Annotated in this window: 15 protein-coding genes; 8 read left to right on the forward strand and 7 right to left on the reverse strand. The window is 62.5% G+C overall.

Annotation, left to right across the window (positions count from 1 at the left end):
* Nucleotides 1-165: 165 nt before the first annotated feature.
* The gene (locus PJW05_RS06180; protein ID WP_271410847.1) at nt 166-1,131 is read right to left on the reverse strand and encodes a hypothetical protein; all 966 of its coding nucleotides are present in this window, start codon (nt 1,129-1,131) and stop codon (nt 166-168) included.
* Nucleotides 1,132-1,280: 149 nt separating this feature from the next.
* Complete coding sequence (locus PJW05_RS06185) at nt 1,281-2,180, reverse strand: GlxA family transcriptional regulator (protein ID WP_271412179.1); 900 nt, start codon at nt 2,178-2,180, stop codon at nt 1,281-1,283.
* A 253-nt stretch (nt 2,181-2,433) separates the two neighbouring features.
* Here PJW05_RS06185 and PJW05_RS06190 point away from each other — a divergent pair, with 253 nt between their 5' ends.
* Complete coding sequence (locus PJW05_RS06190) at nt 2,434-3,573, forward strand: acyl-CoA dehydrogenase family protein (protein ID WP_271410848.1); 1,140 nt, start codon at nt 2,434-2,436, stop codon at nt 3,571-3,573.
* A 45-nt stretch (nt 3,574-3,618) separates the two neighbouring features.
* On the opposite strand, the gene PJW05_RS06195 is transcribed toward PJW05_RS06190, so the two are convergent.
* The gene (locus tag PJW05_RS06195; RefSeq protein WP_271410849.1) at nt 3,619-4,656 is read right to left on the reverse strand and encodes an NADP(H)-dependent aldo-keto reductase; all 1,038 of its coding nucleotides are present in this window, start codon (nt 4,654-4,656) and stop codon (nt 3,619-3,621) included.
* A 274-nt stretch (nt 4,657-4,930) separates the two neighbouring features.
* On the opposite strand from PJW05_RS06195, the gene rplM reads away from it, so the two are divergent.
* The 7 genes from rplM (at nt 4,931) to PJW05_RS06230 (ending at nt 9,752) form a co-directional block, all read left to right on the forward strand.
* Nucleotides 4,931-5,359 carry a 50S ribosomal protein L13 gene (gene rplM / locus PJW05_RS06200; protein ID WP_003448479.1) on the forward strand — a complete coding sequence of 143 codons (429 nt, stop codon included), beginning with the start codon at nt 4,931-4,933 and terminating at the stop codon, nt 5,357-5,359.
* A 15-nt stretch (nt 5,360-5,374) separates the two neighbouring features.
* Nucleotides 5,375-5,767, forward strand: a complete 393-nt coding sequence (gene rpsI / locus PJW05_RS06205; protein ID WP_003448478.1) for a 30S ribosomal protein S9 — start codon at nt 5,375-5,377, stop codon at nt 5,765-5,767.
* Nucleotides 5,768-6,020: 253 nt separating this feature from the next.
* Nucleotides 6,021-6,614 carry a ubiquinol-cytochrome c reductase iron-sulfur subunit gene (gene petA, locus PJW05_RS06210; RefSeq protein WP_271410850.1) on the forward strand — a complete coding sequence of 198 codons (594 nt, stop codon included), beginning with the start codon at nt 6,021-6,023 and terminating at the stop codon, nt 6,612-6,614.
* Entirely contained in the window at nt 6,614-7,825 is a 1,212-nt protein-coding gene (locus PJW05_RS06215; protein WP_271410851.1) for a cytochrome b, read from the forward strand. The genes petA and PJW05_RS06215 overlap by 1 nt, the downstream gene beginning before the upstream one ends.
* Entirely contained in the window at nt 7,825-8,607 is a 783-nt protein-coding gene (locus tag PJW05_RS06220) for a cytochrome c1 (RefSeq protein ID WP_271410852.1), read from the forward strand. The genes PJW05_RS06215 and PJW05_RS06220 overlap by 1 nt, the downstream gene beginning before the upstream one ends.
* 88 nt (nt 8,608-8,695) lie before the next feature.
* Nucleotides 8,696-9,313: a glutathione S-transferase N-terminal domain-containing protein gene (locus tag PJW05_RS06225; protein WP_271410853.1), complete on the forward strand. Its 618-nt coding sequence runs from the start codon at nt 8,696-8,698 to the stop codon at nt 9,311-9,313.
* 10 nt (nt 9,314-9,323) lie between these two features.
* Nucleotides 9,324-9,752, forward strand: a complete 429-nt coding sequence (locus tag PJW05_RS06230; RefSeq protein ID WP_271410854.1) for a ClpXP protease specificity-enhancing factor — start codon at nt 9,324-9,326, stop codon at nt 9,750-9,752.
* A gap of 47 nt (nt 9,753-9,799) precedes the next feature.
* Here the strand turns inward: PJW05_RS06230 and PJW05_RS06235 are convergent, their stop codons facing one another.
* The 4 genes from PJW05_RS06235 to PJW05_RS06250 are packed head-to-tail and all read right to left on the reverse strand — an operon-like array spanning nt 9,800 to nt 13,125.
* Nucleotides 9,800-10,330 carry a BON domain-containing protein gene (locus tag PJW05_RS06235; protein WP_271410855.1) on the reverse strand — a complete coding sequence of 177 codons (531 nt, stop codon included), beginning with the start codon at nt 10,328-10,330 and terminating at the stop codon, nt 9,800-9,802.
* On the reverse strand, nt 10,327-10,920 hold the full coding sequence (locus PJW05_RS06240) for a phosphoheptose isomerase (protein WP_044872060.1): 594 nt from the start codon (nt 10,918-10,920) through the stop codon (nt 10,327-10,329). Before PJW05_RS06240 ends, PJW05_RS06235 begins: the two co-directional genes overlap by 4 nt.
* 28 nt (nt 10,921-10,948) lie before the next feature.
* Complete coding sequence (locus PJW05_RS06245) at nt 10,949-11,317, reverse strand: YraN family protein (RefSeq protein WP_271410856.1); 369 nt, start codon at nt 11,315-11,317, stop codon at nt 10,949-10,951.
* A complete protein-coding gene (locus PJW05_RS06250) occupies nt 11,314-13,125 on the reverse strand; it encodes a penicillin-binding protein activator (protein WP_271410857.1) in 1,812 nt (603 codons plus the stop codon). The genes PJW05_RS06245 and PJW05_RS06250 overlap by 4 nt, the downstream gene beginning before the upstream one ends.
* Between the last annotated feature and the right edge of the window lie 2 nt (nt 13,126-13,127).

Here is a 13,127-nt window from a genome sequence, read left to right on the forward strand (position 1 = left end):
ATAGCCGGCAAGAGGGGCTAAGGGCTGAAGGCTGGACGATGGGATACGGCGTGGCCATAGGTTGGTGCCTCGCGAAGCGAGGCCCAACGTTGCACCGGATACCTCGTTCGTTGGGCTTCGCAGGCTCAGCGCCGCCCTGCAAAGGCGGAAGAGCCTCCAGCCTGATCAGTTCTGCGCCACCTTCCGTTCCCGCTGCTCCAGCAGCCTCCGGGCGTGGGCCACTTCCAGGGCTTCCATGGCATTGATCGGCGTGATTGCCACCGCCCTCCTCAGGTGCTCCAGGACCTTGGCGTCCTCGTCGTCGCCGTACACGTACTCCAGTGCATTGGCATACTCGTAGTGGCCGATGGGCAGATCGTCGGCGGCCTTGAAGGAGCGGGCGAAGTACGCCTCCATCTTGTCCGAGCTGACCCCGTAGGTCATCTTGCCCACCAGCTTGCCCACCTTGCGGATCACCCCGGCTTCGTAGCCGCCGTAGAGGGCGAGGGCGAAGGGTTGCTGCGGCTGCTTCTCCAGCAATGCGTCCAGTTCCTCGGGGATCTGGCTGGTGTAACCGCGCTTGAGCACCACCGGCACGGGCAGTTCTTCACCCAGGCGGGCCTTGGCGTAGGCGCGACCGAACTGGGCCACCACGTCGGCCTTGACCAGATCGCCGGCGTCATCGGTGTAGCGGATCACCTCTTCCAGCAGACGGTGCTTTTCCGCCTGGTCCGGTACCAGGAAAAGCGCGTAGACCACCTGGGCGAACATGGCGGGCACCTGGCCGCCGACGCCCAGGGCCAGTCCCTGCTTCTTGGCCGCGGCGAAGTCGCCTCGGAACATCAGGCGCCAGACATCCTGCAGCCTGGTCGCGTACGCCTCGGCTTCCTCCGGCGTGCCGGCGAAGCCGGTCTTGCCCGCCACCGTCAGCTCCAGGGCTTTGGGATATCGTGTGGCCATGGTCACCACCCAGTCGGCGTCCGGGAAGGGATAGTTCGTGCCAAAACCCCGGGTCAGGCGCGGCCAGGCTTCGCGCAGCTTGTCACCGGAGTAGTCGTAGGCGGCCTGGTCATGGGGGAAGGGTTTCCAGTTGTCATCCGCCGCAGCGGTGAGGCTGCAGGCGGCCAGCAGGGCAAGCAGGTAACGGCGCATGGCGATGGACCTTTTCTTGTTGTTTGTCCTCCCGCGCCGACTGGCGCGGGTGCGGGCGTCCCGTTCGGGCATGGACCGATCATAGGGCCGCGGTAGCGGCGGCCAACCCATCCTTGGGATGGCATCGCCACCCCCATGAAAATGTCGTTCTACTCGCCTTTCTGCTGGTACTGGCGCCGGTACTGATTCGGTGAGAGCTGGGTGTGCTGGCGAAACAACCGGGCGAAGAAGCTGGCGTCGTCGTAGCCCACTTCGTAGCTGATGGTCTTGATGCTCTTGCGCGTCGCCGAGAGCAGCCCCTTGGCCGTTTCAATGCGTAGCCGCTGCAAGTAGTGCAGGGGCTTGTCACCGGTGGCGGCCTGGAAGCGCCGCATGAAGTTGCGGATGCTCATGCCATGGTCGCGGGCCACGTCCTCGAAGCGGAACTTGTCGGCGAAATGTTCTTCCAGCCATTGTTGGATTTGCAGGATGGTCATGTCGTGGTGCAGCTTCTGCCCGCCAAAACCGATGCGGCCGGGCGTATAGCTGCGCTGGACTTCGTAGAGGATGTCACGGGCCACTGCCTGGGCGATGCCGGCGCCGCAGAAGCGTTCGATCAGGTAGATGTACAGGTCGCAGGCGGAGGTGACGCCGCCGGCGCAATAGAGGTTGTCGGCGTCGGAGAGGTGCTTGTCCTGGTTCAGAAGCACCTTGGGGAAGCGTTCGGCAAATTCGCCGAAGAAGCGCCAGTAGGTGGTCGCTTCCTTGCCATCCAGCAGGCCGGCCTGGGCCATCCAGAATACGCCGTAGGCTTCTCCACAGATGGCGCTGCCGGCGGCGTGGCGCTCGCGCAGCCAGTCGCAGATTTGCGGGTAACGGCTGAGCAGGTCATCGAAGTCCCCCCAGAACGTCGGGAGGATGATGATGTCCGCGTCGTCCAGCGGACCATCCACTGGCACTTTCACTTCGCTGAAACTGCCCACGGGCTGGCCGTCGGGGCTGACCAGGCGAGTCTGGAAGGCGGGGGTGAGGCCCTTGCCTTGCAGCTTGCCGAATCGCAGGCTGGCCATGTGGAAGAAGTCCTTGGCCTGCATCAGGGTGGAGGCGAAGACGCCGTCGATGGCCAGGATGCTGACCTGCCGAAGGTCTGGGGACTGCATGGTGCTCATGGTGTTGTTCTTATGATGGGGAAACGGTCATTCTGCGGCTGGATCGTCTTATTTTTTGTCCTAAGTGTCCAGTGCGGTGATGGAGGGGGCTGGCCTAGAGTCGTCAGCCTCTGTCCTCCAATAAACGGCATAAATACCGATTCAAGGTGAAATCATGATCCCAAGAACCGTGTTCAGCTCCGATCACGAACTCTTCCGCGACAGCGTGCGCAAGTTTCTCGAGCAGGAGGCGGTGCCCCATCACTCTCAGTGGGAGAAGGATGGGCATATCGATCGTGCCCTGTGGAACAAGGCCGGCGAGGCCGGCATGCTCTGTTCGCACATTCCGGAGGAGTACGGTGGCATGGGCGCCGACTTCCTCTACAGCGCGGTGGTGATCGAGGAAATCGGTCGGCTGGGCCTGACCGGAATCGGCTTTTCGCTGCACTCCGATATCGTCGCGCCCTACATCCTTCACTACGGCTCCGAGGCGCAGAAGAAAAAATACCTGCCCAAGCTGGTCAGCGGCGAACTGGTGACGGCCATTGCCATGACCGAGCCCGGCGCCGGCTCCGACCTGCAGGGCGTGAAGACCACCGCAGTGCTGGATGGCGATGAATACGTCATCAACGGCTCCAAGACCTTCATCACCAATGGCTACCTCGCCGACCTGGTGATCGTGGTGGCCAAGACTGACCCCAAGGCGGGTGCCAAGGGCACCAGCCTGTTCCTCGTCGAGGCGGGCACTCCCGGTTTCGCCAAGGGCAAGCGACTGGAGAAGGTGGGCATGAAGGCCCAGGACACTTCCGAGCTGTTCTTCCAGGATGTGCGCGTGCCCAAGGAGAACCTGCTGGGCCAGGCCGGCATGGGGTTCGCCTACCTGATGCAGGAGCTGCCCCAGGAGCGCCTGACCGTGGGTGTAGGTGCACTGGCGTCAGCCGAAGCCGCACTCAACTGGACCCTGGATTACACCCGTGAGCGCAAGGCCTTCGGCAAATCCATCGCCGAGTTCCAGAACACCCGCTTCAAGCTGGCCGAGATGGCTACCGAAATTCAGATTGGTCGCGTCTTCATCGACCGCTGTCTCGAGCTGCACCTTGAGGGCAAGCTGGACGTCCCTACTGCGGCGATGCTCAAGTACTGGGGCACCGACCTGCAGTGCAAGGTGCTGGACGAGTGCGTGCAGTTGCATGGCGGTTACGGCTTCATGTGGGAGTACGCGGTAGCCCGTGCCTGGGCCGATGCACGAGTGCAGCGGATCTATGCCGGCACCAACGAGATCATGAAGGAGATCATCGCGCGCTCCCTGGTGTGAAAACGATGAAAGCTAGAAGCCCGGCGATTGCCGGGCTTCTGCGTTTCAGGGGGCGGGGTTCGGCTGGTCCTTGTGGATGGCGGCGATGCCTTCCAGCACGCCCTCGGTCAGTTTCAGCTCGGTGCTGCGCAGATTCGCCTCCAACTGCTCCAGCGAGGTGGCGCCGATGATGTTGCTGGTCACGAAGGGTTGTGCCGTGACGAAGGCCAGGGCCATCTGCGCCGGGTCCAGTCCGTGCTCCCGGGCCAACTGTACGTAGCGTGTGCAGGCCGATTGGGATTGCGGGTTGGTGTAGCGGGTGAAGCGGCTGAACAGGGTGATCCGCGCATTGGCCGGGCGGGCACCATTCTCGTACTTGCCAGAGAGCATGCCGAAGGCCATGGGTGAGTAGGCGAGCAGGCCGCAATCTTCGCGGAGCGCGACTTCGGCCAGTCCCACCTCGAAGCTGCGATTGAGCAGGTTGTAGGGGTTCTGGATGGAAGCGGCGCGGGGCAGGCCCAGTCGCTCCGCCAGTTGGAGGAACTTCATGGCGCCCCAGGGTGTTTCGTTGGACAGGCCAATGTGGCGGACCTTGCCGGCCTTGACCTGCTCATCCAGCGCTTCGAGGGTCTCCTGCAGAGGCGTGAAATCCTCGTCCTTGTGCTGATAGCCCAATTGGCCGAAGAAATTGGTACTACGTTCTGGCCAGTGCAATTGGTAGAGGTCGATCCAGTCGGTCTTGAGGCGCTTGAGGCTGGCGTCCAGGGCCGCGGTAATGTGCTGGCGGTTGTGCTTGAGATTGCCGCCGCGGATGTGGCTGATGCCGTTGCCGGGCCCTGCCACCTTGCTCGCCAGCACCCAATCGGCGCGGTCGCCGCGTTTGGCGAACCAGTTGCCGATGATGGCCTCGGTGGCGCCGTAGGTTTCCCCGCGCGGCGGCACTGGGTACATCTCCGCCGTATCCATGAAGTTGATGCCGTAGGCCTTGGCGCGCTCGATCTGGGCGAAAGCGTCTGCCTCGGTGTTCTGCTCACCCCAGGTCATGGTGCCCAGGCAAAGGCTGCTGACCTTGAGGTCGGTGCGGCCGAGTTGGCGGTATTCCATCGCTGCTTCCTTGGTTCGAATGAAGAAGGCATGAAATCAGGTTGAAATTTTTCCTGCAATCGGCATAATTTCGCGGCTTTCTTCGCGGGGATGCCTAGCCTGCGAGGAAGGAAGGTGGGGATGCCTAGCCCGCCGAACAACACTTTGCCGTGGCGGACGCGCTGACCCGAGCCCCCGATAGCGTCTGTTTCCGGCTGCCCTGTATTGCCAGGGCGAGCACTATTCAGTAAGATCCGCCGTCTTATTTTCAGGGCGGCCCCTGAGGCTATAGCGAATGAAGACTTTTACTGCAAAACCGGAAACTGTTAAGCGCGACTGGTACGTCGTCGACGCTGCAGGTCAGACCCTGGGTCGTCTGGCCACCGAAATTGCCAGCCGTCTGCGTGGCAAGCACAAGCCGGAATACACCCCGCACGTTGATACCGGCGACTACATCGTCGTGATTAATGCCGAGCAGGTGCGTGTTACCGGTGCCAAGACCACCGACAAGATGTACTACTCGCACTCCGGCTTCCCGGGTGGCATCAAGGAAATCAACTTCGAGAAGCTGATTGCCAAGGCTCCCGAGCGCGTGATCGAGACCGCGGTAAAAGGCATGCTGCCGAAAAACCCGCTGGGCCGCGACATGTATCGCAAGCTGAAGGTGTACAAGGGTTCTGTTCACCCGCACACCGCTCAGCAGCCCCAAGAACTGAAGATTTAACGGGATAAGTTCATTATGTCGGCGACTCAAAACTACGGCACCGGCCGTCGTAAGACTGCTACCGCTCGCGTCTTCCTGCGTCCGGGTACTGGCAAGATTTCCATCAACAACCGCAGCCTGGATACCTTCTTCGGCCGCGAAACCGCTCGCATGGTCGTGCGTCAGCCGCTCGAGCTGACCGAGACCGTCGAGAAGTTCGACATCTACGTCACCGTCGTTGGCGGTGGTGTAAGCGGTCAGGCTGGTGCCATCCGTCACGGCATCACCCGCGCCCTGATCGAGTACGACGAAACCCTGCGCAGCCCGCTGCGTAAGGCCGGCTACGTCACTCGTGACGCTCGCGAAGTTGAACGTAAGAAAGTCGGTCTGCGTAAAGCGCGTAAGCGTCCGCAGTACTCCAAGCGTTAATACAACGCTTGCAAAAAGCGCCCAGTCTCTTCGGAGCTGGGCGTTTTTTTATGTGCGGAAAGTTATGCCATGCGACAGCTTGTCGCATGCGCGAACCCCCGCCAGTCAAGGCTTCCGGCCTATTTGTATCGGGCTATTACCTTGTCAGCAAAGGGGGTTTTCTTTACCATTTGGCGAATTTTTTGCGCGGCTCGATTTTTTACTTAGTAGAGGCCTGAACAACAGGCCACAGAAGCTGATGGGAGACGACTGAATGAGCAATGACGGCGTGAATGCAGGCCGGCGTCGCTTCCTCGTAGCGGCCACGTCCGTGGTTGGCGCTGCGGGAGCGGTGGGGGCTGCGGTCCCGTTCGTGGGGTCATGGCTGCCCAGTGCCAAGGCCAAGGCCGCGGGTGCACCGGTCAAAGTGAACATAGGCAAGGTCGAGGCCGGCCAGCAGATCGTTGCCGAATGGCGCGGTCAACCGGTGTTCATCGTGCGTCGTACCGAGGAGATTCTTGCCAATCTGGGCAAGATCCACGACCGCATGGCCGACCCGGAGTCCAAGGCTTCGGTGCAGCCCACCTACGTGGATCCAGTCAGCCGCTCGATCAAACCGGAAATCCTGGTGCTGGTCGGTATCTGCACCCACCTGGGCTGCTCGCCTTCCTTCCGCCCGGAGGTCGCTCCGGCGGACTTGGGGGCTGAGTGGGTTGGTGGCTATTTCTGCCCCTGCCACGGTTCTCGCTACGACCTTGCCGGTCGTGTCTACAAGGCGCAGCCCGCGCCGCTGAACCTGCCGGTACCGCCGTACTCGTACGAGTCGGATGACGTCATCGTCGTCGGTGTGGACCAGGAGAAGGCCTGATGAGCAAATTCATGGAATGGGTCGATGCGCGCTTCCCCGCGACCAAGATGTGGGAAGACCATCTGAGCAAGTACTACGCTCCGAAGAACTTCAACTTCTTCTACTTCTTCGGTTCGCTGGCACTGCTGGTGCTGGTCAACCAGATTCTGACCGGTATCTGGCTGACCATGAGCTTCACGCCGTCCGCCGAAGAGGCCTTCGCGTCCGTCGAGTACATCATGCGCGACGTGGAGTACGGCTGGATTATCCGCTACCTGCACTCCACGGGTGCTTCGGCATTCTTCATCGTGGTCTACCTGCATATGTTCCGCGGCCTGCTCTACGGCTCCTACCAGAAGCCGCGTGAGCTGGTGTGGATCTTCGGCATGCTGATCTACCTTGCCCTGATGGCCGAGGCCTTCATGGGCTACCTGCTGCCCTGGGGACAGATGTCCTACTGGGGTGCCCAGGTGATCATCTCCCTGTTCGGTGCGATTCCGGTGGTGGGAGACGACCTGACCCAGTGGATCCGTGGCGACTACCTGATTTCCGGTATCACCCTGAACCGCTTCTTCGCCCTGCATGTGATCGCCCTGCCGATCGTTCTGCTCGGCCTGGTTGTGCTGCACATCCTCGCGCTCCATGAAGTGGGCTCGAACAACCCGGACGGCGTGGACATCAAGAAGAAGAAGGACGAGAACGGCGTTCCGCTGGATGGCATTGCGTTCCACCCCTACTACTCCGTGAAAGACATCGTCGGCGTGGTGGTCTTCCTCTTCGTGTTCTGCTTCGTGGTGTTCTTCTTCCCGGAAATGGGTGGTTACTTCCTGGAGAAGCCGAACTTCGAGCAGGCCAACCCGTTCAAGACCCCTGAGCACATTGCGCCCGTTTGGTACTTCACCCCGTTCTACGCGATCCTGCGTGCGGTACCGGACAAGCTCATGGGCGTAATCGCCATGGGGGCTGCCATTGCCATCCTGTTCGTGCTGCCGTGGCTGGATCGCAGCCCGGTTAAGTCCATGCGTTACAAGGGTTGGCTGAGCCGCATCTGGCTGGTGGTCTTCTGCATCTCCTTCGTAATCTTGGGCGTTCTGGGTGTACTGGCGCCGACCCCTGGTCGCACCCTGCTGTCCCAGGTGTGCACCATCCTGTACTTCGCGTACTTCATCCTGATGCCGTTCTACACAAGGATGGAAAAAACCAAACCGGTACCGGAAAGGGTAACAGGCTGATGAAAAAGCTATTTGCTGCATTTGTTCTCGCTGCGCTGCCGGCCCTCTGCTTTGCCGCCGGTGGTCATGATGTGCACCTGGACAAGGTCGATATTGACTTGACCGACAAGGCCGCCATGCAGGATGGTGCGCGCACTTTCGCGAACTACTGCATGGGCTGCCACAGTGCCAAGTTCCAGCGCTACGAGCGTGTAGCCAAGGACCTGGGCATTCCTGAAGAGCTGATGATGGAGAATCTGGTCTTCACTGGCGCCAAGATCGGCGACCACATGAAGATCGGCATGCAGCCCGAGGATGCCAAGAACTGGTTTGGCGCGGCTCCGCCGGACCTGACCCTGGTTGCCCGTGTTCGCGGCACCGACTGGCTGTACAGCTACCTGCGTGCCTTCTACGAAGATCCTGCTCGTCCGTGGGGCGTTAACAACAAGGTCTTCCCGAACGTCGGTATGCCTAACGTCCTGGTCAGCCTGCAAGGCCGCCAGGTCATCGGTTGCAAGCAGGTGCAGGTCGTCGAGGAGGGCAAGAAGCAGTTCGACCCTCTGACCGGCGCGCCACTGACCCACGAGGCCTGTGACCAACTGACCGTGCTGCCGAAGACCGGCAAGCTGACCGAGGCCGAATTCGACGAGAAGGTTCAGAACCTGGTGACCTTCCTCGCCTATTCGGCCAACCCGGTCAAGCTGGAGAGCCAGCGTATCGGTACCTACGTGCTGCTGTATCTGGCGTTCTTCTTCGTGTTCGCCTACCTGCTCAAGCGCGAGTACTGGAAGGACGTGCACTGATACACTGCCGCACCGTTGTACAAGCGCGCGCCCTTATTGGGCGCGCGCGTTTTTCTGCCCCTGAATAATCCCAAGCGAGGAGGGCGCAATGGCCGTCACCAACAGGCTGGCCTGTTTTTCCGACCCTGCCGATCACTACTCCCATCGTGTGCGTATCGTGCTCGCCGAGAAGGGAGTCGCTGCCGAAATCATCAACGTCGAGCCGGGCCGTTGCCCGCCCAAGCTGGCTGAGGTGAATCCCTACGGCAGTGTGCCGACGCTGGTGGATCGCGATCTGGCGCTCTACGAATCCACGGTGGTGATGGAATACCTCGAGGAGCGCTATCCCCATCCGCCGCTGCTGCCGGTTTATCCGGTGGCGCGTGCCAATAGCCGTCTGCTCATTCATCGGGTTCAGCGTGACTGGTGTTCGCTGGTGGACCGCGTTCTCGACCCGCGCGGCAAGGACGCCGACAAGGCACTGGCGCGCAAGGAATTGCGTGAGAGCCTGACCGGCGTATCGCCGCTCTTTGCGGACAAGCCCTATTTTCTGAGCGAAGATTTCAGTCTGGTGGATTGCTGCCTGCTGCCGATTCTCTGGCGCCTTCCGGTGCTGGGCATCGAGTTGCCGAGGCCGGCCAAGCCGCTGCTGGATTACATGGAGCGCGCATTCGCGCGCGATGCGTTCCAGGCCAGCCTGTCCGCCGCCGAGCGCGATATGCGCTGAGGAGACCAAGATGAACTCCAGTCGTCCTTATCTGGTCCGTGCTCTCTATGAGTGGATCGTTGACAACAATTGCACGCCGCACCTGCTGGTGAATGCCGAGCATGCCGGCGTGCGGGTACCTCCGGGTTACGCCAACGACGGCCAGATCGTGCTCAACGTTTCGCCGAGCGCAGTCCGCCACTTGCACATGGACAATGATGCGGTGAGCTTCGAGGGGCGTTTTGGCGGCGTCGCCCACACCCTTTACATCCCTTCGGCCGCGGTCATGGCCATCTATGCCCGGGAGAACGGCCAGGGCATGGTCTTCGATCTCGATCCACCGATTCCGGGCGACGATCCGGGGCCGGATGATGATGGTCCGTCCGGTGGGGAGCCGCCAGGCTCTGGAGGCGAGCCTTCACGCCCCAGCGGCCGGCCCAGCCTGAAAGTGGTCAAGTAATGAAAAAGGCGATCCGAGGATCGCCTTTTTCATGCCTGCTGCAAGGGTCAGTTGGTGTACTCGAAGAGTCGGACGATCTTCTGGACCCCGGAAACGCCTTGGACGATGCTGGTGGCCAACTGCGCTTCCTGGCGGGTCACCAGGCCCAGCAGGTAGACGATGCCATTTTCCGTGACCACCTTGATCTGCGAACTGGGGACTTTGCTGTCTGCCAGTAGCTGGGTGGTGATCTTGGTGGTGATGGTGCTGTCGTTCATGCGTGCCAGGGTGGAGGAGGGGGGCAACACCTGCAGTTCGTTGTGTACGCGTCGTACGCCTTGTGCGGTTTGCGCGGCGCGGCCGGCCAAGTCCTTGAGGTCGGCACGCGGCGTCTGGCCGGCGAGCAGCACCACGCCGTTGTAACTGGCGACGACAACGTGCGAGTTGGTCTTCAGGTCGGGACTGGCGGCTTCCACCTTGGCGCGCACCTTGGATGGCGTGGACTGGTCATCGATGGCCTTGCCGATGGTGCGGCCGCCGCAGCCGGAAAGCGCGAGGCAAAGGGCGAGGCCGGCGAGTATCAGGGGGGAACGGGTCATTCTTCACTCCCAAACAGTTGACGGTCGATCAGGTCGCAGAGGCAATGGATGGTCAGCAGATGGACTTCCTGGATGCGCGCCGTGATCTTCGACGGTACGCGAATCTCCACGTCCTCGGGCAGTAGCAGGGAGGCCATGCCGCCGCCGTCACGGCCGGTCAGGGCAACCACCACCATTTCCCGATCGTGGGCGGCCTGGATGGCCTGGATTACGTTGGCCGAGTTGCCGCTGGTGGAAATGGCCAGTAGAACGTCGCCAGGTTGACCGAGGGCGCGGATCTGCTTGGAAAAGACCTCGTTGTAGCTGTAGTCGTTGGCGATGGAGGTGATGGTCGAGCTGTCGGTGGTCAGTGCGATAGCCGGCAGGCTGGGGCGCTCGCGCTCGAAGCGGTTGAGCAGTTCCGAGGAGAAGTGCTGGGCGTCGCCGGCCGAGCCGCCGTTGCCGCAGGACAGGATCTTGCCCTCATTGAGCAGCGCGTGGACCATCACCATGCTGCCGTGCTCGATGTGCGGGGCCAGCAGTTCCATGGCTTGCAGCTTGGTGTCGATGCTGGCCTGGAACAGTTGGCGGATACGGGGTTGCATGTCCATCGGGTAAGACCTTCAGTGGGGCGACCGATCAGGTGTCGAAGGCGTTCTTCAGCCAGGTCAGTCGCGGGGGCGAATCACCGTCCATTGCATTGACGGCAATCACATCAAATCGACAAGGGTATTTGGCCCAGCGGGATTCCTGCTGGAGGAACTGCTGGGCGGCGTATGCCAGTTTTTCGCGCTTGCGGGCGTCGACGCTCTCGAGGGCGCCGCCCCAACCGGCGTGACGCCGGTAGCGGACCTCGACGAATACTACTGTATCGCCGTCGAGCATGACCAGATCGAGCTCGCCGCGGCGGCACAGCCAGTTCTGGAACAGCAGTCGCAGTCCGTTTGCTTCGAGGTGGGTGCGAGCGGCGGCTTCCGCCGCCTGCCCGCGGGTGCGTCTGTCACTCAAGAGTCGCTGTCTTTCAGGCGCTGGACCTGGCCGTCGCGGAACTCGGCCCAGGGGAGTTGGCGTTCGATGCGTTGCGCCGGATTCAGGCTGAGACGACCGGACAGGCCATCCATCCGGGTTTCCGGCAGGGCTTTCAGCTGTGCCAGGCGCGGCGCCAGACGATAGGCGTCGGCGCCCATGGCGTAGAGGCGGCCCAGGCTGCCTCCGGCCTGCGGCCATTGGCTACCCACCTGTTGGCGCAGCGGGTCATCGCTGTTCAGCAGCCAGGGGGTTTCGCAGAAACGAATGCCGTTCAGGTCCTGGTACTGGGCAGGGTCATTGCTGGCCGAATACAGGTGGGACGTGGCGTATACGGGCACGTCGCCGGCGTATTGGAAGGCCAGGGTCGGTTTGATCTGCTGGGCCTGTTGAGGCGTTGCGGCGAGGAAGATGAAGTCCACGTCCTGGCGGCGCGCGGGTTGCGCGGCGACCGGAACGCCGAGTGTGCCCTGCAGGCGTTTGGCGCGGGCTTCGCTCTGGCGGAGTTGGAACAGGTCGGCGATCTGTTGGGCCAGGGCGACTGGCTGGTCGACGTGTTCGGCGGCGATCAATCGACCACCTTCGGCTTGCCAGGCCTGCTGGAATGCGCGCAGTACGCGGTCACCCCACTCGCCGCGGGGGACCAGGGCTACGGCGCTGCGCATCCCGTCGAGCCAGGCGCGGCGGGCGGCTTCGCGGGCCTCGTCTTCGGCGGCGAGGCCGAACTGGAAGAGCTGGGCCGGGGCCTCCTGGCCGGAGTCGCTGTAGTTCAGGGCCAGGGTGGTGATGGGAAGCTGCTCGCGGGCGCTCAGTTGCTTGACCAGCGGCTTCTCCAGCGGTCCGACCACCAGTTGCACGCCATCGGCCTGGGCCTGGCGGTAAAAGTCGTCGAGGGAGGTCAGCTTGGCGCTGTCGTAGAGTTCGATGGCCGGTTGGGCCTGGCCGGATTGCTTGGCCTGGTAGTGGGCGGCCAGGAAGCCGTCGCGCAGGGCGCGGGACACCGAGGCCAGTTGGCCTTCCTGGGGCAGCAGCAGGGCGATCTTGGTCAGCGGTTGGCCGGCGATTTCCTTCAGCTTGATCAGGGGCTGCGGAAGCTGTCTGGCAGCCGGATGCTCCGGATTCTGCGCGCGCCAGTTGTCGATGGCGGCCTGTTGCTGTTCCAGGGTGGGGGCCGTTTTGGTCAGGCGTGCCAGCTCCAGCCAGCCGGCCAGGTCCTTGTCGGCGCCGCCTTGAAGCTGATCAAGGGGCACGCCGGAAACCAGGGCCCAGATTGCTTCGTGGTTGCTGCCGGCGGCGTCGCCGCTCAGCAGCGGGGCGATGAATACGCGCTCGCGGGCTGCGGCGAGGGTCTGTCCATCGGCTTCCAGGGCGCGGGCGCGAACCAGTTGAGTGCGCACCTGCTGGTCGACTGGAAGTTCGGCCAAGTGTTCGAGGCTGGGGTGGCTCAGTGCTTTCAGGGCGCTCTTGGGTTGGTTGCGGGCTATGGCCAGCTCGGCGGTCAGGGTGCTGGCGAAGATCTGCTGGGCGGGCTTCAGGCCCTCCAGCGGAATCTGCTCCAGGATGCGTGCCGAACGGCCGACATCCTGCTGCTTGTAGGCGAGGTCGGCGGCGGAGAGGCGCAGCAGTGCGGCCTGTTCCGGCTTGGCCTCATTAGCCTGCTGCAGCAGTTGCTCGATGCTGGCCTGGGGGGTGCGGGGCAGTTCGCCAAGGCTGGACGTGGGCGAGCTGGTGCAGGCAGCCAGCAGGCCGGCGAGGCAAAGGGCGGAGAGCGGACGCAGGCAAGCGATCATTT

This window comes from Pseudomonas sp. Q1-7, assembly GCF_028010285.1.
Lineage (GTDB): Bacteria > Pseudomonadota > Gammaproteobacteria > Pseudomonadales > Pseudomonadaceae > Metapseudomonas.